Source organism: Vibrio sp. 10N.261.52.C2, from assembly GCF_041471425.1.
Classification (GTDB): Bacteria; Pseudomonadota; Gammaproteobacteria; order Enterobacterales; family Vibrionaceae; genus Vibrio; species Vibrio crassostreae_C.
In genome coordinates this window covers 33521-58648 of sequence record NZ_JBFROH010000038.1, presented here as the reverse complement: position 1 = coordinate 58648, position 25128 = coordinate 33521, and the positions used below count along the sequence as shown (strand labels likewise).

The window sequence follows — 25128 nt, the reverse complement described above, 5'->3', positions numbered from 1 at the left end:
AAATCATGGTGGAGTCGTTATTGACTCATAAATGAAATGGAGGTTTTAAGTAAAGTTTACACTATATATCAAGGTTCTGTTTATTAATAAACTTGTTTGCATCGGAGTGAGGAAGGAACTTCATTCATTTACTAAATACTCAGACCGATAGGTGAAACTATGAGAACTTTCGCAAAATTATCAATCATCTCTACAGCAATGATCATCACGACAACCGCTTTTGCTGCTGACCCAATGATGCAATACAACACCAAGCAGACTAACTCTGATATTCAAAAACTCGAGAAATTTGAATATCACGAGGGTGAAACCCTTGAAGAGTATCTGAGCACTCAACCTAAGGGGAACTTGTACTCTTCAGAAGAAGAAGTGCTTTCTGTGTTAATGGGCGGTGTAAACAATGGTGACTATCGCAAAGAAACCAATTCAGGTTGGAAAGAAGGCCTGATGTTTGAGGGCATTGCACCTTATGGCGATCACATGGTGTCGGGCGCAAACTGGTTCCCACGCACTGAAGAAGTTCAACCGGATGAAATGCGTGTCACGTTCATGGGGACATCACCAATGATTCGCCCGGGGCAGGCAAACACCTCGATATACGTAGAACTGGGTAACGGCTCTAACTTTGTTTTTGATTTAGGTGAAGGATCAATTGCGAACTACGTAGCGGCGGGTGTCGCGATGAATGAACTCGACCATATCTTCATTACTCACTTGCACGTAGATCATTACGGCTCATTACCTTATCTGTATCAATTTGGTGGTTGGAATGGCCGCTGGGAAAAGCCGCTTAACATTTATGGCCCGAGTGGTGCGACTCCAGAATATGGCACTCGTCATATGATTGAAGGCATGCAGCAAATGTTGAACTGGCACACCGATGCATTTGATGTGTTCCCATCAGGCAACGACATAGTGGTACACGAGTTTGATTTCCGCGACGACGGTGGCGTTATCTATGACCAAGACAATGTGGAAGTGATTCACTGGCGACGCAGTCACGCAAAAGATGGCGCGTCTGGTTACCGCTTGAATTGGACTCAAGATGACGGTCGAGTGCTTTCGTTTGTTTGGACAGGAGACGGTCGCCCAACCGAGTTGGATTTGAAATACGCAAAAGGTGCAGACTTGTTCATTACTGAGCTGCAAACCGAAACGTTCGGTGTGTCTTCGATTATTCAAGGTGTGCCGCCATTCTTAGCACGTTACACCGTTGATACTCACCATACACCAGCGTACGCGGCGGGTTATGTGGCGAATGAAGTACAACCGCGCTTGTTCATGACAACGCACATGACATTCGACCCATATCTCAATGAGGAAACCGTTGCAGAGGTTCGACACCATTGGCAAGGGCCTTACCACTTCGGTGCGCCAGATGGCATTGTCGTTAACATGACTAAAGATAATGCGTGGGTTCGTGAAGGTATTTTACCTGATTTCCCGAATGCGCGAGCGCCACAATTTGATATGGCCGATGGGTCTGACTTTAGAATCCCGCTGCCGAAAAACAGCCGTGAAGACATACAAGAACAAGAGATTCGTGATTTAGAGTTGGATCCAAAACTGTACTACCCAGAAGGCTACCACCCAGAGCTGTTAACTGAGTGGCCAGTCGACCGTGACATCGTGATCCCAGCTGAACAAGTACCAGAAGCAATGAAGCAAGGTATGAACACCAAGCAAGAATACATGGATAGAGTGCGTGCTCACCACAACCTTGAGCGCAAGTCGGTAAGTCGTCCAACTGAGCCTGGTGAAGGAGCAGGAACCGACAACAAATAGGGTATTTGCAGTGAGGGCTGATATTGCCCTCACATCCTAAAAAGTTAGGTAAATAAACCCATTCTCTTACTCAATCATAAAAACTATTGCTTACAACATCTTTGCTTAGAATATCTGGAGTTCATTATGAAAAAATCAATTTTAGCGGTCGTCATTCTATCTTTAGTGTCAGCGTCTGTTTTCGCTAACGGACAATCCAATGCTCACAACTATCAACCTGGTGCGACGAATAACTCAGAACGTTTAGCGGATATTGATCCTAACTACGAACTGACCTTACCTTCAGAAAAAGAAGGCTACACCATGTATGACAACCAATCCATGTCAGATGGTGGGACCTACACAACGTATGTCAAACCGAATCCTTCCGATGCAATGCATGTCGCCGATGAAGGCTCGCTAAAAATAACGCATGGAGAAGGTGGTGTCATTATGACGGAATACACCACAAAGAATGGCCAACACACGTTTTCAGTGATGTGCGGCTACACTTCGGGCCCATCATACTGGGCTGACGGAAAACCAGCGAAGGTATGTGAAGAGGCGCAAGCACTAGCGGTTGCATTGGAAGCAAAAGGTGAATGGGAGGTGAAGCCAATGACTTACACCATCGCACCAGCAAGAATCGTAGTTGATAAGTGATTTTTGTCTACAGAACGCTCGTTATATCGAGCCTTGTTATCCAATCACATTGATTATTTGTAGTGAGACAGAGGGGTACTCAGGCTGAAATGCTCATGAAGTTCCCCTCAGCTTAGCTCACCTTACAAGAAGCTAAGTCAGCCAACTAATCAAATTTGTATTCGAAAATACAGAAGGTCTATCCCATGAAAAATACCATTAAGCTACTGGCTATCGCATGTGTTTTACTTACTCCAATGCTTGTCGCCGCTGCCGAACATAATCACAGTCACAATCATTTTAACCCTGAATTAGAGAAACTTGGCGACGATATTATTGGTCTAACCGTGTGTTACAAAAATGGTCATCTATCAGATGAGAATCAAGAGCCTGCGTTTATGAACCTTATCAACCACGCCAATGTAGAAGGTGAGGAGCTGGGGATGTTCTACATGGACAAATTGGGCCCTAAAGCCGAGCAAATCATGAGTGATGATGAGGCTCGACGTTTATGGACCGAAGAATATTGTGCTGATTTAACTGATACCTATTTGGACTCACACAAGTTAGCTCAAAGAGCAAATGAACACAAAGGTTATTCCCACGGACACGATCATGGTCATCACCATAATCATGACCACCATGGACATGGCGATTTAACGCCGGAGGTACTTGAGCAAGATATTGAGAGAGGGCGTTTACTCAGTATCAACTAAGCCCAATAAAATAAGTCCATCCAACCTATTGTTAAATATTTACTATTTGATAGTGTGTCTAGGTGCACATTGAGGATGTGTTTCATATTTAGCGATGAAAATAGTAGGAGTTGCGATGAGTATTATAGTGAGACGGTCTGAACCGTCAGATGCAAAGGGAATAAAAGAAGTTTACGAATGCACTAATGCTTATACCGGTACGCTGCAACTCCCAAATCCATCTCTGGAAAGCTGGCAAAAACGAATCTCTAATATGCCTGATAACGTGTACTCGTATGTCGCGATGATCGACGATGAGATTGTTGGCAACTTGGGAATGGAAGTGTGCGTGAATCCAAGAAGACGACATGTGGCTTCATTTGGTATGGGTGTTAAAGACGATGTGCTAGGCAAAGGTGTGGGTAGTCAGCTGCTCGCGACCGCGATCGACTTGTGTGATAACTGGATTAACATCAAGCGAATGGAGTTAACGGTATACACCGATAATGAAAGAGCGATCAGCCTGTATAAGAAGTTCGGTTTCGTGATTGAAGGAGAGTCCGCAGGGTTCGCTTTCAGAAATGGCGAATATGTGGCGGCTTATCATATGGCTCGACTGGTATAGCATTTAGCTACGATTAACACACAGCTACGATTAACACAGTTAGAATTAACTGACAGATAATAAAACGCCACGTTATTTAAACGTGGCGTTTGCTATTTTGGTGCGCTGGTGCTTTAAAGAGCTACAGCCATAACCTTAGTTCAGTCGTAAACTTAGTTAAGCCGTTAGTGGCTCAAGGTTCGCAGGACGGTAGTGTACAGATTTTAGTACTTTACCTTGGCGAACTGTCTTGCCTTCCGATACGAAATCTTCCGCACACTTAGCGATGATGTATTCGCCTTTTTGAACCGCCATCAGCTTGATGTTCTGCTCAGCATAGAAAGCTTCTGTTTCAGCATATTCAGTTTCGTTGCGACATACTTTGCTCATGTTGCTTGAGTGTACTTCGTCCCAGCAAGGTAAGAAGTCAATTGAGCGGTTTTTAGAAACATTCAACAGTAGGTCGATCAGGTAGCTGATTGCTAGGTTGTCTTCAACCTTAGCTTGGCCAAGGTGAACCAGACGTCCCATCAAAACATAAACGCTGTCTACGATAGCGTCCGCTTGTTCGATTTTAGAGTCAGCTTCTGCAAGTTCTGTTAGTTCTTCGATCGCTAGAGAGGTATGTAGCGTATCGCCTTTTTCGTCCATTGTTTCAGGAGCAGCAACCGGCAGATCAAAAGTACTGCGGAACTCTTCAATGTCGCGGTAAAGGTGATCGTAGATTTCTTGGCTTAGTTGAGAAAGGTTCATTTTCCTATCCATTCTGTTTCGTTAATGGATTATTTTACCAAAGCTAGGAATAGGGTGCTAACGCAAAGTCGAAGAAGTCGACTTTTATTCATTGGACCAATGAGGTATTTTGCATACAAACCAATTGATTATTATGTTTTTTTACACTTTACTCTTCTTAATATACCAAATATTAATGTTGCCATTAACTTCGGCTGCAGTGGGATCCCAGTTATGAACCAAGCCAGTGAAAGCGAAATTGTTATACGTCGCTTGTATCAAATCACCAATGATTACCGGAAGGGCTTCGATATTCAGATCGCTCAGCTGCTTATTATGGGGCTTGAACGCTTCAACCTTGATATCGGTATTTTATCTAAAGTCGAGGGTAATTCTTATTTAGTCGAGCACTGTGTTACGCCAGAAGGGGTTGAACTCAATAGCGGTGACACCTTCGATTATCGTTCAACCTATTGCGAAATTACATGTAAATCGATTGGTCCTATCTGCATTGAGCATTGTGGCAAACACGATAAGTATGCGACGCATCCCGCTTACCAGTCTTTTGGTTTAGAGTCTTATATTGGCATCCCGATTTTCGTTAATGATGAGCTTTATGGCACTTTAAACTTTTCAAGCCCAGCCCCCTATCATCGCGAGTTCAAAGAGTTCGATGTCGACGTGATGAGACTAATGGCATCATGGATTGAAGTGGAGCTGGTTAGAAGACAGCAAGAACGAAAACTCAAAGAGCTGAATGAGAAGTTAGAGTACCAAGCTCTTTATGACCCTCTTACACACTTACCGAATAGACGTTGCTTGTTCAAAACGTTGAACGCAGAAGTGGAGCAGTTAAAAGGATCTTTAGGAAAGGGAACCTTAGCGGTTGTCGACATCGATTTCTTTAAGGTCGTTAATGATACTTACGGTCATCAAATGGGTGATGTTGTCTTAAAGAAAGTGGCGAACGTGCTGAGCAATAACACTCAAGAAGGTGAGTTTGTGGCGCGCTTTGGTGGCGAGGAGTTCATTCTTTGGTACCCAAATAAAACACCAAGTTGTGTTGAAGATAAGTTCATGACTCTTTTGCAAGAGATGAAGAAAATCACACTGGATAGAAAGCCTGTCACTATATCAATCGGTGCGTGTCATTTTGAGTTGAGTACAGGGGATACCAAAGGGGAAAGGATGTCGGCGTTAGATAAGCTCATCAAAGTTGCCGATGAATGCCTGTATATTGCGAAACAAAATGGACGAGATCAGTTCATTTCTCGTCCATATCATCAAGAACGCTCAGGAATATGAGCCATTTTGTTAGCGATTAACTGAACGATTAGCTGAACAGATAAGGGAACAGTTGACGACGTTCTTCCGGAGTTAAGGATTCAACTCTCGCGATGTTGGTATCAGGAATCGCTTCAGGGTTAGGGTAGTGCTTCAACACTTTTTCCATACTCGCTTCACGAATCAAATGGTAAACCGGGTACGGAGAACGGTTCGTTAGGTTTTCATCGTCTTCTGGATCCGCACCACCAAAACAATAGTCTGGGTGGAAGGTTGCTACTTGGTAAACGCCTTCCCAATCTTCTTGCTTGATCAACGCTTCAATCCAATCAATGAACATGTTGTAGTCGAAGAAATCTTGCAGCATGTTAGGTACAACAACCAAAGTCGTCTCTAATTCCGCGACTGGCGTGTTATCTAACTCTACGAAATGCGTCATGATGTCTTGCAACAACACTTCTTCCGTATTTGCTTCACTCACAAAGATCTTAATCTGTTTATTACGTTCTGGCTTGGCTGCGAATGGACACAGGTTTAGGCCAATAACGACATCGTCTAACCACTGTTTTACTTGGTCGTGGATGGTTTGAAGATCTGTGCTTTGAGTGTTCGACATAACAGGTTCCGAAATGAAATTTTGCGTAGGATATCAGAACGAACGTCAATCAAAAGCAATAATTGAGTTACAAACTCAGTCGTAGTTATGCTTGTGCGAGTTTGGAAGTCGATACTTGTAGCTGTTTCAACTGATAGACCCAAGCAAATATCGCGACATAGAAGATTGAACCACCTGCAATCACGCCATTCCAACCGAACAGTTGCCAGCAATATAAAAGCAAGAATCCACCTAAACTACCGCCAATATAATAGTGAACCAGATAGAGCGCGGTCGCTGTCGCCTTAGCGCTCGGTGCTTTTTGACTCACCCAAGAGTAGGCAAGAGTGTGGGCAAAGAACGCACCGCCACTAATCAATAACAAGCCAGCTAACATGAACGGGACTTTATCGATCGCAGAAACCAGCATTCCAATTAAGCTAATGCACACGCCCATCAAAATTCCGTTTAACGGATCAAAGCGAAGTGTCCATTTGTTTGATAGCTTAGAGCTGACCGTACCGGCCAAGTAACATAGGAATATCAGCGAAGCTAAACCTACAGGCACTGAATGAGGCGCAGAGACTAGCCTAAAGCCCATCACCGAGTACAGGTTAACGAACAGAGCAAAGTTAGCACCCCCAATCAACATCGCGAGCCACAGTGTACGGTTTTTTAAGTGCATCATTACAGAGCGGTTATGGTGAAAGAACAGGCCTTTCTGTGGCTTAAAGTTTTGTTGGTCAGGTAAGCTATATGCAATATAGAGAGCGCCAAGCAAAGAGCCGACAACGAAAAACAAAACTGTCGCATGCCAGTCGAAATAATCCGTAATCAAGCCACCCAATACACGCCCGAAGATTCCACCCAATGAGTTGGCCGCAATATAACCTCCAATCGCGACAGCAAAGGCTTTGGGTGTTAACTCCTCAACCATATAGGCAACCGCCACACCAGCAAACGCCGCCACAGCGATGCCCATAAATGCGCGGGCAATAACGAGTTGCAACAAGGTAGTCGTGAACACCATGCTTAACCCTATTAATGGGATAGCGAACAGACTGAACAGAATGATGGGTTTTCGGCCAAAGGTTTCAGAAGCGATAGCCCAAGGCACCAAGCTGATGGAAAGCCCAAGTGTTGTCGCGGCAAACAGCCAGTTGATTTGAGTTTCCGATACTTGGAAGTGCTCCGCCATGTGCGGCAAGATTGGCTGAAAGAGGTAAAGGTTACAGAAAATGATAAACGAGCCAATCGCCAATGATTGGGTGATGCGTTTGTATTGAAGACTGCCTTTATCAAACATTTACGTTGTGCCTGCACGAGTTAGTAAGCTATTTGTGAACAAGTTATCAGCACAAGTGTGATTAAAGAAATATATTAAAAATATCACCTCTATATATTAAATATATCGCCATGCTTGAATCAAAACCTCTTCGACATTTTCTGGCTGTTGCGCAGTTTGGTAACTTCACTCAGGCCGCCAAAGCGCTGCATATCGCGCAGCCCGCATTGAGCATTTCTATTAAAAAACTAGAACAGACGCTTGAGTTGATTCTATTCCGTCGAGGCGATAAATCCGTCACTTTAACGGAGGAGGGCAAAGTACTGTTTGAGCATGCAAAGCGAATCGCCCAGCAGTTTGATGATGCTCAGCTCGCGATGAATGAACTAAAGGGGCTAGAAAAAGGCGAGGTTCGATTAGGCGCTCCAAGTATGATGGGCAGTTACTTTTTCCCCCAAGTAGTGATGGCATTTAAAAGCCAATACCCAAACCTAAAGTTGACCTTGATTGATGCTGGCACCGCATCGATTCGTGAAATGCTGTTAAACGGCGAACTCGATATTGGCGTAATTAATCATGAGAACGTTCCAGATGATTTGGAAACGGATCATCTGTTAAGTTCTGAGATGGTCGCCGTTGTCGGTAAGGAGCATCCGCTAGCACAACAGCCTTCGATGACCTTTGAAGAATTCTTTGCTCAAGAGCTGATCATGTTTAAATCGGGCTATTTCCACCGCGATTTTATTGATGCGACCTGTAAGAAGTACGATCTTGATATGACCATTGCGTTTGAAACCAACTTGCTCCCGATGATTCTTTCTATCGTTAAACAAGAGTTTGCGATCACCGCGCTGTTGAGCTTAGTGACGGAATATGAGAAAGACGTGATAGGCGTGCCATTTAAAGACCCTGTAAAACTGAATCTATCGTTGGCCTGGAGAAAGGAAGGGTATTTGTCGAAAGCTGACAGAACCTTTATTGATTTCGTTAAGCGGTATGTGTGATTTAGTAAGATTTAAATAAACAAAGCCCGAACATCCTAGATTGGATATTCGGGCTTTGTTGTATAGAAGTATGACTGGCTCAGAGCACGTTAGGTGTTCTTTGAGTTATACATCTTATCGAAGTTCTTCTGATTCCAGCCGACCATCACTTGATCGCCGATCTTAAGCACGGGGATAGAACGAGCACCCATCGCTTGTAATTCTTTACGACCACGCTGCATCTTTGCATTCGTCAGGCGGTAAACAATTTTCTTAGAGTCTAAATACCTTTGGGCATCTTTACAGTGCGGGCATTTGTCTGCGACGTACAATACAACACGTTTCATTTTTTCATTCTCTTGGTGAATCTCGCTAAAGTGTAACGAATCCTAGGTGATTAGAAAAGTGTGATCAGTTACACTATGCGGCTCAATTTTCAAGACCACAACGTATTGTCGTGGTGTAACTTGTACGGTCTTTCAGCATGCATCCTTCTTTACGCTATATTCAAGGCTATCCTAAGCACATTCTTGATCCTGTTACTCAACTTGTAGAGTCGGGTAAATTGGTGCCTTGGTTTGAAGCTCGCTACCCAAAGAATCATGAAATAAAAAGCGAGAAAGCCCTGTTTGACTATGCGATTGAGATAAAAAATCGCTACATGAAAAAAACACCACCGATCAGCAAAGTGATTTACGACGGCAAGATACACCTAATCAATAATGCGTTAGGTCTGCATTCTTACGTTGCTAAGAATCACGGTGGAAAGATCAAATCAAAGAATGAAATTCGTATCGCCAGTGTTTTTAAAAATGCACCAGAACCTTTGCTAAGAATGCTGGTGGTACACGAACTGGCGCATATCAAAGAGAAAGAGCACGACAAAGCCTTTTACCAACTATGCTGTCACATGGAGCCGGAATATCATCAACTTGAGTTGGATGCCCGTTTATTCATGATGTATTTAGATTTAAAGAAGTAGCCCAATGAGCCAATCACAAAATAGAACGACGCTAAGCCTGTCGAAAAACAGCACTTCATCAGCAAAAACAAAAGACAACCAAGCTGATGTTAAGCCAAGTACAGCTAAGCCAAGCAGCGACAAGCGTATTTCTACAAAGAACACATCTGATAAAAGCCGCAAGAATAGCGCACCTAAAGGCGCGGGCAATAACAAAGCAAAGCGACCTTTTGCAAAAGACAGTAAAGGGAAGCAGGGTGCAAATAAAGGATCATCGAATAAGGGTTCTTTCAATAAAACGGCTTTTAACAAGAACGCAGCTCAGAAAAGACGCTCGGCTGAAAAACCTCAAGGTGGATTACACCCAAGAAACCAGCACACTGGCCGCTATAACTTCGAGTTACTAGTTGCAGCCTTGCCTGAGCTAAAAGAGCATCTGATCAAGAATCCGGTTGGCGAAGACACCATTAATTTCTCTGATCCATTGGCCGTTAAGCTACTCAACAAAGCTTTGTTGGCGCATCACTATGGCGTTAAACATTGGGATATTCCTGCTGGTTACTTGTGCCCGCCAATTCCTGGTCGTGCAGACTACATTCACAGAGTGGCCGACATCCTTAATAGCGATGGCCAAGGTGAACCCTATAACCACGCGTCTGTGAAAGCATTAGATATTGGTGTCGGTGCAAACTGTATCTACCCAATCATTGGTGCGACAGAGTATAAGTGGCGTTGTACAGGGACAGATGTTGATTCAGTCTCCATCAAAACAGCGAACTTCATAGCGGAAAGCAACCCTAATCTAAAAGGTAAGATCCGCGCTCGCCTACAAGCTGACTCTGAATCTATCTTTAAGGGCGTGATTAAGGATAATGAACGTTACGATGTCACTATTTGTAATCCTCCATTCCACAGCTCTCTTGAAGAGGCTGAAAAGGGGTCACAACGTAAACTGGATAATCTAGCGGCGAACCGTGCTAAGAAAGCCGGTCAGTCATTCAAGCCTGAAACGAACAAGAAGCCAGTTAAGTTAGATAAATCAACTAAGCAAGCTAAACCAACCTTAAACTTTGGTGGTCAAAAAGCCGAGCTTTGGTGCCCAGGTGGTGAAGCCGCTTTCATTATGAAGATGGCAAGAGAGAGTCAACTTTTTGCTACTCAAGTTTTGTGGTTTACGACATTGATTTCTAAGAAAGACAACGTCGATATGGTTCGTTCAGAACTGGGCAAGCTGCGAGCGAAACAAGTAAAAGTCGTCGAGATGTCACAAGGCCAGAAGGTAAGTCGCTTTATCGCATGGACCTTTATGGACGATGAGCAAAGACAAGAGTGGATTGCGCTAAAATAGCGGCTGCACTTAGTTAAGTTATTAAGCTGAAATACGGACGGGCTTGTTGTTAACGCAACAAGCCCGTTTTTTGTGTTTTACCTATACGCTAAGCAGAAAGCAACTCATCTAACTTACTCTGATATTTCTGCTCTAGAGCTCTGTTGCCTGCTTTATTTTCGAGATCGACCAAGATTTTAAGTGATGGAATTTGATAGCCATAACGCTGGTGGAATTTGAATAAACGGAGTCGAGCTTCATTGTAATCGGCGTCACTCACTTCAATCTTTGAAAGCTGCAGTATCGATTTCACGCGGTTTGGATCGTGGTCAATTGCTCTGCTAAAGTAGTACTTCGCTTGGTCCGTATTGCCAGCCTTAAATGCGCAAAACGCGGCATTTTCATAACTTGCAGATACCAAGTAGTAGTAAGGTTGATCGATAGCGCGATTAAAGTACTTATCAGCTTGCTCGTATTCGCCCTGTTTACACAAGAAGGTACCGTAGTTGTTCAATACATTGCCGTTTCTTGAATCAAGACTGAGTGCTTTACGGTAAGTGGTTCTCGCTTCATCTACTTCACCCACTTGTTCGTAGTAATGCGCCATTGAAAGCCGAGCACGGTAGTAGCTAGGTGCGTGTTTAATCGCGAGCTCAAGGTTTTCACGCGCTCTCACCATATTGCCTTGTCCCATATAGCCCAAACCTAATTCGATTCGAGATTCAGACATCGCGATAGGATCACTTTCAATCTTTGGCGGTCCTTCAGTGACAGAGACACAACCGGCCAAGGAAAGCGAGGCAAGTAGTACCACACTTGATAACGAAAGAGGGCGGGACAACGAAATCGGATTTGAAAATGATGGCTTGGCAGGCATGTGAAGCTCCTTATGAACACCAACCCATCATATGAAATCAAACCCATTGAAGTCGTAAATCTATCATGGAATGCGACCCACACACCATAAAAAAACCGCGTCCAATTCGTCGTTTTATCAACAACATACTGAACACGGTTTATGTGTTTGTGAATCGGAAGAAAGAACTTAATCGTCTTTGGTAAAGTTGTCTTCGCTGAAATGATCCAGATCGTAAGGCGTTTGTTGGTAAACGCAGTAGTTTAGCCAGTTTGAGAACAACAAGTGTCCGTGGCTGCGCCAGCTTGCAACCGGTTTGTTGTCTGGATTGTTATTCGGGTAGTAGTTGATTGGTATCACAGGCTCCATGCCTTCACCCAAATCTCGAATGTACTCATTGTGAAGTGTGTGAGAGTCGTACTCAGGGTGACCCGTTACAAACACGTTTCGCTTATCTTTGGTTGCTGCTAGGTATACGCCTGCAACATCAGAAGTTGCAAGAACATCAAGGTCAGTATGTTCCGCTAAGTACTCTTGAGAGAAGTCCGCATAGCGAGAGTGCGGAGCTAAGAATGTATCGTCGAAGCCACGTAAAATAGGGTGGTATGGGTTATGTATCTCGTGGTTATAAACACCAGACAGCTTCTCTTTACGAGTGCGTTTTGGCAAATCATATAATAACTTCAAACCAGCCTGAGCCGCCCAACACACGTATAGAGTTGAAGTAACGTGCTTGTTTGCCCATTCCATGATGGTTTTCAGATGGTCCCAGTAGATAACATCTTCAAATTGAACCAAGCCAAGCGGCGCACCAGTGATGATCAATCCATCAAAGTTTCTTCCTTTGACCATTTCAAATTGGCGATAGAAGTTATCAAGGTGTTCAGTCGGTGTGTTTTTACTTGGTCGATCATCAATGCGCAGCAGCTCTACATCAACTTGCAATGGGCTGTTCGATAGTAGGCGTAAAAATTGAGTTTCAGTTTCAATCTTCTTCGGCATTAGGTTGAGGATCAAGACTCGAAGTGGACGAATTTCCTGTGTCGATGCTCTTGATAACGGCATAACGAAGATGTTTTCTTCACGAAGAACATCGGATGCTGGCAATTGGTCTGGAATGCGAATAGGCACAGCTTTCTCCCTAAGCTAGATATGTAGACGTCTATACATCTAAATCTATAGTAGTTTGGTACGCTTGTCGATATGCAAAATGGCTAGATGTAAATTATTTGTGTTTTCTATCAGAAGCAATCCCCGCACTTCGAGGGGAGTCTCATTGTATTCAGTGATTATCTGAGTCGTGTTTAAGTAGTTGGTTTTCGGATGCTGAGCAGAGGCAGTTATCAGAGCAACTCTTTACTATTTACGATAAACTCATGTTTTCGAATTGGCCTGTAAAGTGACAGATGAAGTTAATACTCATTCGAGGGTTGCCCGGTTCTGGCAAATCAACAAAAGCAAAAACCTACGATGCATTGCATGTCGAAGCCGATATGTATTATGTGAATGAGCAAGGTGAGTACCATTTTGATCCTAGGCAACTGCAACAAGCTCATGAGTGGTGTCAAAACACGGCGGGAAACGGCTTAAAGCAAGGGCTTGATGTGGTGGTTTCAAATACCTTTATTAAGCATTGGGAAATGAAAGCCTACCGCCAACTTGCACGCAAATATAAAGCAGAATTAATTATCGAAGTCTGCCGAGAGCAATATGGCACGATTCACGACATTGAGCCGTCGGTGATTAAACGTATGGCGAAAGACTGGCAAGAATAGCCTCGTGCTTATCCAGCTTGGCTGAATGGAAAATTGAATCAAATTAATAGAACAACTTCAAGGTAACGATTGAAATGGCAAAGCGCTCTGTTGTGGTCGACATGACTTCTTATGGTATCTATTCCACATGGGATTCCAAATCTAAAGATCTTCCAAAAATCCAAAAGTTCACCACTACCGTTGATGCCGAAATCGATGTGGAATTTGGCTATATCTTGAATATCAAGAAAGCCAAAGGCGAAAAGATTCGTTACTGCATTTATCACCCAAACATCACCACAGACAAAGGTGAAGTGCTCGAACCGTTCGATGGTGAAGAGTATGTCGGCAACAATGACTGGGATTTCTACTTAGGTGACACTATCTGGGCACCTGTCTCGAACAAGTTAGGTAAATGGCGCATGACGGTTGAGCTAAAAGGCAACATTATTGCTGATAAGACATTCGACCTCGTAGCAAAAGACGAAGGCCAATTCTGGAAGCGTAGAGGGTTTTAGATTCGACCTTCTATGTTCACCTAAATAGCAAAAAGCCGAGCATCGTGTTGATGTCTCGGCTTTTTTCATTGTGCTAGATAGAAGTGACTACCCAACTAATGGATTCGATTATTGCGTTACGTAAGCCACAACAAACTCAGTGATTGCGACCATGTCTTTCACTGCAATGTACTCTTCAGTGGTGTGAACTTTCGCCATACCAGTAGAAAGGTTAACTGTTGTCAGGCCTTTTGCGTTGAAGTTGTTTGCATCGCTACCGCCGCCAGTGCGTTTAGTGTTCGCTGTGACGCCAAGCTTCTCAAACGCCGATTTGATAGAAAGAATGTGCGGATGATCGTCTGCAATAACGAATGCATCGTAAGCACGAGTTGATTCGATTTCTACTTCAGCGCCGAACTGCTTAGCACTTTTTTGGAATGTAGAGATCATATGTTCAACTTGAGCCGTTAGCTTTTCGCCGTTTAAAGAACGTGCTTCAGCCACGACTTTAAGCTCTGGCATTACGATGTTAGTCGCTTGACCACCTTCAACAATACCAACGTTTGCTGTCGTTTCTTCATCGATACGAAGTAGGTTCATCTTAGTGATTGCGTCTGCAGCAACCTGAATTGCGCTGATGCCTTCTTCTGGTGCTAAGCCAGCGTGAGCAGGGCGACCTTTGATTTTAGCAACAATCTTCTGTTGGCCAGGCGCTGCGTTTACGATGGTGCCAATTGGGCCGCCTGTATCAAGTACGATTGCGTGCTCAGATTGAATGTAAGACATATCGAAGTTCAAAGAGCCGAACAGACCGCCTTCTTCGAATACAGTAAACGCAATCTCGATAGTTTTGTGCTCTTGGCCTTCTGCTTTGATGCAACGAACCGCTTCCATGATAGCTGCGATACCAGACTTGTCGTCACCACCTAGAATTGTGTTGCCTTTTGAACGGATGATACCGTCTTCGATGATTGGCTCAATGCCGATGCCTGGCGTTACTGTGTCCATGTGGCAGCTGAACACTGTGCTACCTGGAAGAGTGCCATCTAGACGAGCGTAGATGTTGAAACCGTTAGATACTTCTTCAGGAACCGCCAGTTTGTGAACTTCAAAACCTAGTTCACCGAGTTGCTCAGCCAAAGCTTCAGCAATCGCTTTTTCGTTACGAGATTCACTATCAATTTTCACTAGATCGCAGAAATGTTCTACAAGACGTTGTTCATTAATTTGGGTCATTGTTAATTCTCATTATGCTTCCGCTTGTTCAAAAAGAAGCCGCGGAGGTAGGAACAGGAAAATCACTATAACGCCAATGAGGTAGATGATTGTCTGAGTTAAATCAAGAAAGTTGCCTGATTATTCTAATTAATGAGAAAAACCCAATTCAGATCCACCAGTGCGCAGGATTTTAATCTGTATATCTGTCGGGTATAATGTTTGACCGCTCTTAAAAAAACGTCAACAAAATTGGAATTCAATCAATAATGGCCCTGATAAATGAATAGAAACAATGTGTTAGGTTCATTCCTTTTCGTGGTGCTGATGAGTATTGTGCTGGGGCTGTATTTGCTCTATCCAACTTATGACGACGATTTAAAGCATATTCGCCCTGAAAACCCGAGTGTTTATAGTCCAGAGAAAGAGTTATCACTCTCTCAATATGGATCTGCGTTGATCGATATTCTCGATGTATCTCGCGGTGACCCTAATTTAGCTTCCCAACAACTTGAGGCTCTCCAAGCCAAGTTCCCAGACCAAGATAAAGCCATCTATCGTGCTTACGAATTGATGATTTTCTCCAACCTCGCGCAACATAAGTTGGATACCGAAGCGGTTTCCGAATACGTCAGGCAGATTAAAGCACTCGCACAACACGAACATATGGGTTGGCTAAAGGCCCAATCTCTCGTTGAATTGGCGATTGAATACATCAGTAAGGGTGAGCTAGCGGAATCTGAAATCCAAATCAGAGCAGCGATAGATATCGCAGAATCGCTTCACTATGAAGAGTTGTTGATTAAGGCCTATAACACGGCTGGTGTCATCAATAACATCCGCAATGACTTTCCTGAAGCTCAATACTTTTTCCATAAAGGTTTAGACCTTGGTAAGAAGTACCCTCATCACATCTACAACAGCAAGTTAGTGTCAAATATGGCACTGCTTTATATCTATTTGGAAGACTGGCCTAAAGCGCTCAAGCTGATTAAAAGAGCCAAAAAGCTCTATTACAAGAGTGGACTACTCGAAGCGTCTACCATCGGCGTGCTGCATGTGAATGAGTCTTTTGCTTATCTGCGCAGTGGTGATTTAGTCAAAGGCCGAGAAGCATATCAAAGTGCGGCTAAGCTAAATGGCGATAACGTGAGTGAACGATACAAAATCATCCTATTAAAAGCAGAGAGTGATGTGTTGTTGGCGGAAAAGAACTTTGAGTCAGCACGACAAGTCGCAAACTTGTGTCTTAGATACCCAGGCGTGGACAAATACACACTTCAATTGGGGCAGTGTTACCTAAATAGAGCCTTAGCGAACATTGGTTTGAACCGAGATAATTTTGTTTTTGCTGATCTAAAGCGATCGTCTGCAATGTTCGATGTTGTGGGGACTCGCAGCTGGAAGGTCCTCGGCTTAAGAACACTTGCTGAATACTATGATTCGAGAGGCGACAGCGAGAACGCACTTCGCTACTTCAAGCTCTATTACAAGGGTAATAAAGCGCTGCTATTTGATAAGCGCCAGAGTGATATCTTTTTACTCGAGCAAGATTTCGCTACGGCATCATTAGCTCAAGAAAACGAACTGCTTAACGCAGAAAAAGAGTTGGGTGAGCTGACATTAGATAAGCAGCAATTACGGAATCGAATCGTCGTCGCTTTGGGTATCATGGTGATGATAAGCGCCACGTTACTATTGATAAGGTTACGCTCGATCCAGAAGACCAACAAAGAACTACTTAAGCAATCAACAAGATGCGAACTGACAGGCTTATACAATAGGCGTTACTTAGAGCAACGGTTAACTCAGCCGATGCCACATCATTTGTCGTCGTTTGGGTATACGCTCGCTATTCTAGATTTAGACCGCTTCAAACAAGTTAATGACACTTATGGGCATGATATTGGTGACCAAGTGCTGGTGGAAGTCGCTAAGCGTTTAGAGAAAATCTTATCAACAAACGATGTAGTGGCAAGATGGGGTGGGGAAGAGTTTGTTTTGTTGCTGGCTGGGAATCAAGATCCTAATAAAGAGCTTGAACTGATAAGACAAGCGATCGCTGACCGAGCGATTGAAACGCATTCTGGCCCATTAGAATTAACCACATCGATTGGTGCGACGACTCATCTAACGGAGCAACAGTTGAATAGCCGTACCTATAAGAAACACTTGAAATCGGCAGACGATGCTTTGTATCAAGCTAAGCAGTCAGGGCGCAATAAAGTCGTTATCATTTGAGTTCCTAAACTTAGTTAATCCCCTGCAATCAAGAAACCTGAACTTCAATAACTAAGCGAATAAGAGTGCTTATCTGAACTAATACGGCTATTTACTCTTATTCGCTTAATTCATACTGTGATTTGGCTTGGTGGGTTACTTAGCGACACCTTGAAGCATTTCAACCAATTCGCCTTCTGTCGCTGGTTCGCTAGCGAGTTCAATCACAGCCGAAGCTCCTCCCTTTAACATGTAGGCTTGGGTTCCGCAGTGGTCATAGTGGAACCATTTACCATCTACACATACGTCGGTATAACATCTTGGGTCTTGTTTAAGTTCCATATCAATTTCCTTATTAACATTTGCCTAACGTTTTTCAGACTAGTTGATCACAAATCCAGGTAAATTGATCTAAATCAATCTAGAGTGTAATTGATGATTTAATTATCAAAATAAGAGAGGTGTGTCTAGCGAAGGAGCGACCTCTCGTTGGGCACTGCGCTCAAAGGTCGTGATTCTGGTTGGCAACTCTCGCTCTTTTGCTTGCCAGGTGATGCTTTTCTACATACGCTAGCTACTCTCTTAATCCCTATACAGACTTGATTGTGCTGGAAAATGACTAATATCTTTATCGTTGTAATTGTTCTGGTTGTGTTCTTTTACTTTATTCAAAAGTATGTGGTGAAACACGATGACACCAAAGACCACGCTTATCAGAAGAAAGGCGCGTTGATGTCGGCGCAACAGGCGACATTCTATAATGCGCTAAAATCAGCTGTGGGCAACCATGGGGAAGTGTTTGCTAAAGTCAGCATGTCGAACGTACTTGTTCCTGCTAAGACGAACAATAAGAAGAATTGGTTTATCGCCAACAACAAGATCTCACGTAGTTACTTCGACTTTGTTGTTTGCGACCCGCGAACGCTAGAGCCCCGCGTTATTATCGAACTTGATAACGGCAAAGAGCTCAATAAAGGGAAAGTCGATCGCGAAAAGCTACTAATTCACGTGTGTAAATCGGCAGGTTTACCTCTGATTGGTGCATCTATTAAACACAGCTACCAAGTGAGCCGTTTGAAGAGGTTACTGGCAGCACACATCGATTTAATCGAGCCATCAAAAGAAGTGCGATTTTGTAAGAAGTGTGGTAGCCCAATGATCATCAAACTGGCAAGCCAAGGCGATTACAAAGGCCGACGCTTCTTCACTTGTAGCCGCCAGCCAAACTGCACCTATACCGAAAACTACAACGTTGTATTCGATGTTGAAGAATAGTTGGTATCGATAGTAATGCATCCGGTTGGACTCGATTCAATCGCTTAGATACGAATAAGTTATACAAACTAAAAAGCCGAGCATTGATTATGCTCGGCTTTACTAATATTAAGTGGATTGGTTTAGACTAAAACGCGTAACGCATACCGAGCTGTAGCTCATCTTCGTCGTTATCGCCTTGCCCACCTTCGCCCTCGTCTAACATGTTAAACTTATAACTACCAAAGAAGGCCACATCGCCAATATAACGTGCGTATTCTAGACCGATAAAGTTAATGTCGTAATCTGCAATATCGTCAGCTTCAAAGTAGCTGTAGGTCAGGTTGACGGTGTTGACACCAAACGAGTATCCCAAGTAAGCATCGGCAGAATCGTAGTCTGAATCTTTTACGTCTAGACCTGAAATACTACCAAATTGATAGAGTGCGGCGAACCAAACCCCCTGATCGTTGGTGTACTTAACCGCACCAATATAGGCATCAGAAGTTTCTGTCCCAACGCCATAGGTTTCATCACTTGACGCATAACCGACGCCAATATCTAACCCAATCGAAGTGCTGCCGGCGACAACTGCACCGAAGCCGTCACTTTGTGCTGATTCACTATCTGAATTGAAATTGCCATCAATTTGAAAGGTGATGTTGTCGCTTGTCAGTTCATAACGTAAGACGTTTTTTGCTCGATCAGCAGTCGACACCGTGTATTCATTGATATAGCCGCTGAAGGTTTCAGCCATATCCGTCCAATCGGTTAAGTAGGTAACGGCATTATTTTGGTGGCCATAATAGACGTTACCGTGATTGGTTTGAACACCCGTATATAAGAATCGAGTGTTAATGCCGATATCATCTGATGCGCCATCTTCAGACTCTGTTAGTTCGAATTCATATTTCCCAAAAAAGGAAACATCGTCCGACGCTTTTTGTGTGCCATCGACACTTAAGCGGACACGTGATCTATCACTATAGGTGCTACTATTACCAGCACTTTTATTCGCATCAGAGAAATTCCCTCGAACTTCTGCGCGGCCGCCGATATTGAATACTGTTTCATCTGTCTCATAAATGGTCGCCGCCGATACGGCAGATGTCGATAGTATGCTCACCACTGCAATGGCGATATGTGATTTTTTCATAATTTATTCCCTATTTTTCACACTTGTATTTATCGCAAACCATAAATTCACGTATAGCATTGAATTTAGATTATTGATTCCTACAGGCTATGAATATAGGCGCGCTTTACCATTATGCAAATTTCATTATGTATTACTGTGCTGTATGTATTCAAAATAGCTATGATGTGTGGGGGTGGGTTTTGAATTGCTTATAGATTGTTGCTCTTGAGGGAGATTAATTGTAGCTGATGTTTTTCGACTATAGAGTGCTATCGTATTTATGTATGTTGGTAATAACCCGGCCACTTTATATGAAAAATCCGAATTTAGTCATTGCGGCCTAGTAATTCGATGACGACGATTACAAAATCGTGGTGATTTTTATGAATGATGTATTTCAGTGAGTTACAAAGCCTCTGCGTGCCTTTCACTTATAATGATCAAAATACTACGGTAACCCAGTGGGCAAGCAAAATTTTTGACACTAAATATAGGCATTGATCTATACCTGTATGGTTACTGTAAAGGCCAAGAAAAACGGTATAGATAACAAAAATCCCAAATTGAACACATTAGGTTAGTTAATTGGTTGTCATCAAGGATTAGAATTTTTCTAACTAAACTTTGTTTTTCAGCGGTTTGACGATAATCTGGGTGTAAAATCGACATGTTGTTATGTCTTTGATTGCAAAGTGAGCAAACGAATCGCAAGATGCCAGTTAATACTTGCACCATCTGTTTATCATGGATATCATCGTTGGCGTTCTAAGGGAATGCGTCCGTAGCTCAGTTGGTTAGAGTACCGCCTTGACATGGCGGGGGTCGGTGATTCGAGTTCACTCGGACGCACCATTCCTTCTTTAGTTTTTATTGCATAACTATTGAGTTTGTCACAATGGTAGTAATAAGAAATTAGAACATTGCCCGCTTAGCTCAGTTGGTTAGAGTACTTGCATGACATGCAAGGTGTCACTGGTTCGAGTCCAGTAGCGCACCACATTATACGGAAGAGCCCACCTAGTGTGGGCTTTTTTGTGTCTGTAATTCCTTGGTTTATCTCGTTCTTTATGAACAATCAAAAAAGTCCACTGAATGTGGGCTTTGATGTAGATCTTGTCGTCTTCTAAGCTAAGCTCGAATGATCATTTGCTCGCGCTCAGGACCTACCGATACCATCACGATTGGAACACCCATTAACTCTTCGATACGAGTAACGTAATCTTGTGCTGCTTGAGGAAGGCTCTCAAACGTGCGGCAACCCGTGATGTCTTCATCCCAGCCAGCCATATCTTCATATACGGGCTTTAGCTCAGCCGTTTGTGGCCAAATCGGGTTCTCTGTGTGCTCTCCTGAGTAAGCAGTACAGATCTTAAGCTCAGACAAACCAGACAGGCAATCAATCTTAGTCAGTGCGATTTCCGTTGCAGCTTGCAGGTCAACACCGTTGCGAGTTGCCACTGCATCAAAGTAACCCATATCACGTGGTCGACCCGTAGTTGCGCCGTATTCGTTAGAGCTTTCGCGGAAGCTGTCTTGTTCTTCCATTGCAGTTACTAGCGTGCCAGTACCAACAGACGAGCTGAATGATTTAGCAACAGCGATAACACGTTCAGGACGAAGTGCAGGTAAACCGCTACCAATGCCAGCATAAGCTGCGGTTACATTCGAAGATGTTGTCCAAGGGTATTCACCGTAGACAAGGTCGCGACCTGCGCCTAACTGAGCTTCAAACAGTAGGTTTGCGTCTTGTGATTGCAGCGCTTTAAGCGGCTCAGTTACGTTGCAGATGAACGGGCGCCACGCTTTAGTTACTTCAAGTAGCCATTCTGTCATTTCAGAAGCAGTCTGGGAGAAGTCACATTGAGGGTAGAGCGCTTTAAGCTGAGGCATCTTCCAATCAAGTAGGAATTGAATACGCTGCTCTAAAATTTCAGGTTGATTCAGCCAACCGACAAGAATGCCTTTCTTCATTACACGATCGCCGTACGCTGGTGCAATGCCTTGACGTGTAGAGCCGTAAGCGCCATCGCCCAAACGCTCTTCTTCAAGCGTATCTTCAAGAGCATGTAAAGGGAGACACAGTGTCGCACGATCTGAGATCGCCATTTTCACTTTGATGCCAGCCTCTTGAACTTCTGCAATCTCTTCAGTTAGCGCAGCAGGGCTGATCACCATGCCAGGGCCAAGAACCGCCGTACAATTAGGATTAAAAATACCACTAGGTAGTTGGTGCAGTTTGAATGTACCGAAGTCATTTACCACAGTATGACCTGCATTGTTTCCGCCTTGGAAACGAATGCTAGCAGAAGCTTGGTCTGCTAAAAAATCGACGATGCGGCCTTTGCCTTCATCACCCCAGTTTGCGCCCACAACAACGATAGATGGCATAATTTTTCTCCTAACTGATTGAGGAATCATGTTAGGCCTACAAGGTGGATAAGAGAAATTAATTATCTTTATTATCTTGATAAGGATTTCATATATCCTTAAAGTCTTAAGCTACAAACGAGATTCCCTATCACGTTCGTTCCTCACTGTAGGGAATGACGATGGGGCATTCTTTACTTTTAGGGAATGATATTAGTGACACGAGAGAGAGGACATGATGCTCGATATTAATTTGTTGAAGACGTTTGTGACGCTTGCGGAGTACAAGCATTTTGGGAAAGCGGCCAATGCACTGCACATGACACAACCCAATGTGAGTTTGCACCTAAAACAACTGGAACAACAAACACGCATAAAGTTGATAGAGAGAAGCCCTTTTCAATTGACTCAAGCGGGTGAACGGCTATTGGAAACAAGCCAAAGAACGCTACTCGAACTGCAGATTTGTCAGGCCGATCTCAATGCCATTAACGACCTTAAAATAGGGACGTTAACCATTGCCGTAAGTGACATCATTTCTCGATTTTTGCTAATTCGTCCGTTCCAGAAGTTCAAAGCGCAGTATCCCGGTATTGACCTTACACTCTTGAATACCACGTCATCTCAGGCATCGAATTTAGTTAAAAATGCTCAAGCGGATATTGGTTTTGTTATCGCCAAAGAGCAGCACAACGAGTCTTTGTATTTCACTAAGCTGCAAGAGCTTTCTTGGTGTGCGCTTGGCGATGGGTTTGATATCCGAGACTCTGATGCAGAGCTCACTTTGATTCTACTAGGTCATGATACGAGAACGCGTGACTTTATTGATGAAGGTTTACCAAGCCTTAATCTACCTAATTATAGGGTGATGGAAGTAGGGAGTGTCGATGCTCAAATCGACTGGGCAGAAGCGGGATTTGGTGTGGCTATTGTCCCGGAGTTTGCGGTATCAACCAAGCAGCACCTGCATTCGAAAGTGACACCATTGACCAACTTCTCGAGCACCAGTCTTGGTTATATTGTTCGGCAGAACCAAGTCTTGTCGAAAGCAACCAAGCAGCTGTTAGGTTGGGTGAATGATGAGATTATTTCATTGCAAAACAAATAAATACAATCATTGAGTTTGACTCAATCAGCCCACCTCGAGTGGGCTTTTTTGTCCCTGGAAAGCCTCGTTTTTACTGAATCAATAATCTTTGGAACAAACTAGCGCTCACCATCAACTATTCGTCCCGCAAATCAGAGTTTCAAAATTCATCGTTGACAAAGTTTGATAATCAAACTAAATTTCAAATTATTACTTTGATTATCAAATTACTTGTCAATCAAAGGGCTTTTATTTGCAACGATCATCTAACCACAAACACAAGCTAAGGACGCCATTTTGAGTTTTCCAACACGTCACCAACACAACTTTTCTTCACATAACAGTCAAGGTGAGAAACGCACGTTCTATGTCCTGTTATTGACCGTCGTTACCATGGTTGTCGAAATTGTTACAGGTACTATTTACGGCTCGATGGCATTGCTTGCCGATGGTTGGCACATGGGGACGCACGCCGCAGCGTTTGGTATCACCTTATTTGCATACCGTTATGCGAAGAAACATGCCGAGAGCGAACGTTTCTCTTTCGGTACTGGCAAAGTCAGCGTGTTAGGGGGCTACACCAGCGCGATTGCATTGGGGATTGTGGCATTGTTGATGCTGGTGGAATCAGTACATCGTTTGTTTAACCCACAAGCGATTCAGTTCAATGAAGCGATCATCGTTGCTTGTATTGGTTTAACTGTGAATGTGGTGAGTATGTTTTTACTTGGCGATCACCATCATGATCACGGACACGAGCATGGCCACAATCATAGTAAGAATCACGGTCATTCACATAGCCATGAGCACGACAGCGACCGTGGTCATAAACATGGCGAGCATCACGGACACCATCATGATCACAACCTACGCGCAGCCTACATGCATGTGTTGGCGGATACTCTAACTTCGCTGCTTGCGATTGTTGCGCTGCTATTTGGTAAGTTTTACGGTTGGAACTGGTTAGATGCAGCAATGGGAATGGTTGGCGCATTCGTGATTGCTAAGTGGACGATGAACCTTATGAAACAAACCAGCCCAATCCTGCTGGATGAGAATATCGACCAAGATTATCGTGACTCAGTGACCAAAACCTTAACGCCTTATGCGTCGGTCACCGATTTCCATATGTGGAAGGTGAGTGGGCATCACTATTCAGCAGCGATTACTCTTGAATCAAACAGTGATAAAACCGTCTCTGAATATAAACAAATGCTCGCCAAGTTTGATAAGATTAATCATCTTACTCTTGAAGTGCATTCAAACGACCATGCGAAATATAGAACAGCTTAACCAAATACTGACTGAGTTCTACGATAAAATGTCTTCGTGGGAGCAGTCTGTTGTCAAAGAGACGGGTTATTCCCTGGCTCAAGTACACACCATTGAAGTACTTGGTATGCATGGCGCGTTAAGAATGAAAGAGCTCGCTGAAAAGTTAGGTATCACCACGGGTACACTTACTGTTCAAATCGAAAAGCTGGTTAAAGCTGAATTGATTGAACGCCATGAACACCCAACGGATCGTCGTGCAATTGTGGTGGCATTAACTGATGAAGGTCAGAAGATCCACGTCCACCATAACCAGCTTCACTTGAATTTGGTTAATGAGCTGACGCAAGACATCGAAGAAGACGAGAAAGCGGTATTATTGAAGTGCCTAACCAAGATGGTGAAAGCATTTTAGTCAGCTTTAAGTTCGCACCCTAATTTATTAGCTGCAAAGCGATTGATTAATAAATTCAAAAATGGACCTGACTCGAATTGAGTAGGTCCATTTTTTTTACCATTTACGATCGACTGTACAATCACCAATCGATGGATTCACCGTTTAAAAATCAAGTCAAAACCTCCAATATTGCGCTTCG

25 protein-coding genes and 2 tRNA genes are annotated in these 25128 nt (G+C 43.5%); 17 read left to right on the top strand and 10 right to left on the bottom strand.

Going from position 1 to position 25128, the window contains the following annotated elements:
* The first annotated feature begins 159 nt into the window (after window positions 1-159).
* The 4 genes from gntH to AB4307_RS15610 all read left to right on the top strand — a co-directional run bounded on the left by gntH (window position 160) and on the right by AB4307_RS15610 (window position 3726).
* Window positions 160-1785 (top strand): guanitoxin biosynthesis MBL fold metallo-hydrolase GntH, encoded by a 1626-nt coding sequence (gene gntH / locus AB4307_RS15625; protein WP_017068281.1) that lies wholly within the window; start codon window positions 160-162, stop codon window positions 1783-1785.
* 126 nt (window positions 1786-1911) lie between these two features.
* Window positions 1912-2427 carry a hypothetical protein gene (locus AB4307_RS15620; protein ID WP_017068282.1) on the top strand — a complete coding sequence of 172 codons (516 nt, stop codon included), beginning with the start codon at window positions 1912-1914 and terminating at the stop codon, window positions 2425-2427.
* 185 nt (window positions 2428-2612) lie between these two features.
* Window positions 2613-3122, top strand: coding sequence for a hypothetical protein (locus tag AB4307_RS15615; RefSeq protein ID WP_017070904.1), 510 nt, complete (start codon window positions 2613-2615; stop codon window positions 3120-3122).
* Window positions 3123-3237: 115 nt separating this feature from the next.
* Window positions 3238-3726: a GNAT family N-acetyltransferase gene (locus tag AB4307_RS15610; protein WP_017068284.1), complete on the top strand. Its 489-nt coding sequence runs from the start codon at window positions 3238-3240 to the stop codon at window positions 3724-3726.
* 156 nt (window positions 3727-3882) lie between these two features.
* Here the strand turns inward: AB4307_RS15610 and AB4307_RS15605 are convergent, their stop codons facing one another.
* A complete protein-coding gene (locus AB4307_RS15605) occupies window positions 3883-4458 on the bottom strand; it encodes a nucleoside triphosphate pyrophosphohydrolase family protein (protein WP_017059167.1) in 576 nt (191 codons plus the stop codon).
* 213 nt (window positions 4459-4671) lie between these two features.
* On the opposite strand from AB4307_RS15605, the gene AB4307_RS15600 reads away from it, so the two are divergent.
* Window positions 4672-5742 carry a sensor domain-containing diguanylate cyclase gene (locus tag AB4307_RS15600; protein WP_102333263.1) on the top strand — a complete coding sequence of 357 codons (1071 nt, stop codon included), beginning with the start codon at window positions 4672-4674 and terminating at the stop codon, window positions 5740-5742.
* Window positions 5743-5770: 28 nt separating this feature from the next.
* On the opposite strand, the gene AB4307_RS15595 is transcribed toward AB4307_RS15600, so the two are convergent.
* Window positions 5771-6337: a DUF1415 domain-containing protein gene (locus AB4307_RS15595; protein WP_372132392.1), complete on the bottom strand. Its 567-nt coding sequence runs from the start codon at window positions 6335-6337 to the stop codon at window positions 5771-5773.
* Between the two features lie 85 nt (window positions 6338-6422).
* On the bottom strand, window positions 6423-7622 hold the full coding sequence (locus AB4307_RS15590; RefSeq protein WP_372132389.1) for an MFS transporter: 1200 nt from the start codon (window positions 7620-7622) through the stop codon (window positions 6423-6425).
* 110 nt (window positions 7623-7732) lie between these two features.
* On the opposite strand from AB4307_RS15590, the gene AB4307_RS15585 reads away from it, so the two are divergent.
* The gene (locus AB4307_RS15585; protein WP_017066171.1) at window positions 7733-8605 is read left to right on the top strand and encodes a LysR family transcriptional regulator; all 873 of its coding nucleotides are present in this window, start codon (window positions 7733-7735) and stop codon (window positions 8603-8605) included.
* Between the two features lie 89 nt (window positions 8606-8694).
* On the opposite strand, the gene AB4307_RS15580 is transcribed toward AB4307_RS15585, so the two are convergent.
* Window positions 8695-8931 carry a glutaredoxin family protein gene (locus AB4307_RS15580; RefSeq protein WP_016786183.1) on the bottom strand — a complete coding sequence of 79 codons (237 nt, stop codon included), beginning with the start codon at window positions 8929-8931 and terminating at the stop codon, window positions 8695-8697.
* A 137-nt stretch (window positions 8932-9068) separates the two neighbouring features.
* On the opposite strand from AB4307_RS15580, the gene AB4307_RS15575 reads away from it, so the two are divergent.
* Window positions 9069-9566: a YgjP-like metallopeptidase domain-containing protein gene (locus tag AB4307_RS15575; RefSeq protein WP_004734935.1), complete on the top strand. Its 498-nt coding sequence runs from the start codon at window positions 9069-9071 to the stop codon at window positions 9564-9566.
* 4 nt (window positions 9567-9570) lie between these two features.
* Complete coding sequence (gene rlmF / locus AB4307_RS15570) at window positions 9571-10893, top strand: 23S rRNA (adenine(1618)-N(6))-methyltransferase RlmF (protein ID WP_017068287.1); 1323 nt, start codon at window positions 9571-9573, stop codon at window positions 10891-10893.
* An 88-nt stretch (window positions 10894-10981) separates the two neighbouring features.
* On the opposite strand, the gene pilW is transcribed toward rlmF, so the two are convergent.
* The gene (gene pilW, locus AB4307_RS15565; RefSeq protein WP_372122253.1) at window positions 10982-11749 is read right to left on the bottom strand and encodes a type IV pilus biogenesis/stability protein PilW; all 768 of its coding nucleotides are present in this window, start codon (window positions 11747-11749) and stop codon (window positions 10982-10984) included.
* A 168-nt stretch (window positions 11750-11917) separates the two neighbouring features.
* Window positions 11918-12859 (bottom strand): homoserine O-acetyltransferase MetA, encoded by a 942-nt coding sequence (gene metA / locus AB4307_RS15560; RefSeq protein WP_017059174.1) that lies wholly within the window; start codon window positions 12857-12859, stop codon window positions 11918-11920.
* A gap of 275 nt (window positions 12860-13134) precedes the next feature.
* Between metA and AB4307_RS15555 the strand changes: the two genes are divergently transcribed.
* Window positions 13135-13503, top strand: coding sequence for an ATP-binding protein (locus tag AB4307_RS15555; protein WP_102398481.1), 369 nt, complete (start codon window positions 13135-13137; stop codon window positions 13501-13503).
* Window positions 13504-13577: 74 nt separating this feature from the next.
* Entirely contained in the window at window positions 13578-14000 is a 423-nt protein-coding gene (locus AB4307_RS15550) for a DUF3859 domain-containing protein (protein ID WP_017065538.1), read from the top strand.
* Window positions 14001-14108: 108 nt separating this feature from the next.
* Here the strand turns inward: AB4307_RS15550 and AB4307_RS15545 are convergent, their stop codons facing one another.
* Window positions 14109-15215, bottom strand: a complete 1107-nt coding sequence (locus AB4307_RS15545; RefSeq protein WP_372132386.1) for a M20/M25/M40 family metallo-hydrolase — start codon at window positions 15213-15215, stop codon at window positions 14109-14111.
* Window positions 15216-15476: 261 nt separating this feature from the next.
* Here AB4307_RS15545 and AB4307_RS15540 point away from each other — a divergent pair, with 261 nt between their 5' ends.
* Complete coding sequence (locus AB4307_RS15540) at window positions 15477-17435, top strand: tetratricopeptide repeat-containing diguanylate cyclase (protein ID WP_372132383.1); 1959 nt, start codon at window positions 15477-15479, stop codon at window positions 17433-17435.
* Window positions 17436-17570: 135 nt separating this feature from the next.
* On the opposite strand, the gene AB4307_RS15535 is transcribed toward AB4307_RS15540, so the two are convergent.
* Window positions 17571-17756, bottom strand: a complete 186-nt coding sequence (locus AB4307_RS15535; RefSeq protein ID WP_017059179.1) for a hypothetical protein — start codon at window positions 17754-17756, stop codon at window positions 17571-17573.
* A gap of 273 nt (window positions 17757-18029) precedes the next feature.
* Here AB4307_RS15535 and AB4307_RS15530 point away from each other — a divergent pair, with 273 nt between their 5' ends.
* Window positions 18030-18689: a DUF2726 domain-containing protein gene (locus AB4307_RS15530; protein WP_017065541.1), complete on the top strand. Its 660-nt coding sequence runs from the start codon at window positions 18030-18032 to the stop codon at window positions 18687-18689.
* A 127-nt stretch (window positions 18690-18816) separates the two neighbouring features.
* Here AB4307_RS15530 and AB4307_RS15525 read toward each other — a convergent pair whose 3' ends face one another.
* The gene (locus AB4307_RS15525) at window positions 18817-19824 is read right to left on the bottom strand and encodes a porin (RefSeq protein ID WP_372132381.1); all 1008 of its coding nucleotides are present in this window, start codon (window positions 19822-19824) and stop codon (window positions 18817-18819) included.
* A 757-nt stretch (window positions 19825-20581) separates the two neighbouring features.
* On the opposite strand from AB4307_RS15525, the gene AB4307_RS15520 reads away from it, so the two are divergent.
* A tRNA-Val gene (locus tag AB4307_RS15520) sits at window positions 20582-20658 on the top strand.
* A 70-nt stretch (window positions 20659-20728) separates the two neighbouring features.
* Window positions 20729-20803, top strand: a tRNA-Val gene (locus AB4307_RS15515).
* A gap of 131 nt (window positions 20804-20934) precedes the next feature.
* Here the strand turns inward: AB4307_RS15515 and AB4307_RS15510 are convergent.
* The gene (locus tag AB4307_RS15510) at window positions 20935-22194 is read right to left on the bottom strand and encodes an adenylosuccinate synthase (RefSeq protein WP_017059182.1); all 1260 of its coding nucleotides are present in this window, start codon (window positions 22192-22194) and stop codon (window positions 20935-20937) included.
* 214 nt (window positions 22195-22408) lie between these two features.
* Here AB4307_RS15510 and AB4307_RS15505 point away from each other — a divergent pair, with 214 nt between their 5' ends.
* The 3 genes from AB4307_RS15505 to AB4307_RS15495 all read left to right on the top strand — a co-directional run bounded on the left by AB4307_RS15505 (window position 22409) and on the right by AB4307_RS15495 (window position 24947).
* Window positions 22409-23281, top strand: coding sequence for a LysR family transcriptional regulator (locus tag AB4307_RS15505; RefSeq protein WP_017059183.1), 873 nt, complete (start codon window positions 22409-22411; stop codon window positions 23279-23281).
* A 276-nt stretch (window positions 23282-23557) separates the two neighbouring features.
* Entirely contained in the window at window positions 23558-24553 is a 996-nt protein-coding gene (gene dmeF, locus AB4307_RS15500) for a CDF family Co(II)/Ni(II) efflux transporter DmeF (protein ID WP_372074061.1), read from the top strand.
* Window positions 24531-24947 carry a MarR family winged helix-turn-helix transcriptional regulator gene (locus AB4307_RS15495; RefSeq protein WP_017059185.1) on the top strand — a complete coding sequence of 139 codons (417 nt, stop codon included), beginning with the start codon at window positions 24531-24533 and terminating at the stop codon, window positions 24945-24947. Before dmeF ends, AB4307_RS15495 begins: the two co-directional genes overlap by 23 nt.
* The last annotated feature ends 181 nt before the right edge of the window (window positions 24948-25128 follow it).